The following is a 376-nucleotide window of genomic DNA, read 5'->3' on the forward strand; positions in this document are numbered from 1 at the left end:
CTGCAGCAAGCTGCAAGCCCTTCGCCAAGTCAACGATGTCTTTATCTTGGCGAGTGATAGCCGCGCTAGTTGCGTCGCTCAGGGCAGTTACTTCATCACCGATGTCGTTAACTTTTTTGCCCATATTGTCAGTGTATTTCACCAATTCGTCAACATCAGCTTTGTCGGCTTTGGTTGCAATTGCTTCTTTGTTGGTGTCAATTGCTGCTTTGTTGGCGTCAATTTCTTTACGATTGTCTTCTACAGCTTCTGCAGCAAGCTGCAAGCCCTTCGCCAAGTCAACGATGTCTTTATCTTGGCGAGTGATAGCCGCGCTAGTTGCGTCGCTCAGGGCAGTTACTTCATCACCGATGTCGTTAACTTTTTTGCCCATATT

The 376-nt window shown here is 47.3% G+C and carries 1 pseudogene; it reads right to left on the minus strand.

From position 1 onward, the window contains the following. Positions 1-376: pseudogene (locus ACTHUR_RS21780) on the minus strand (outer membrane insertion C- signal); the annotation flags it as partial.

It is taken from the genome of Neisseria sp. P0021.S007 (assembly GCF_051956855.1).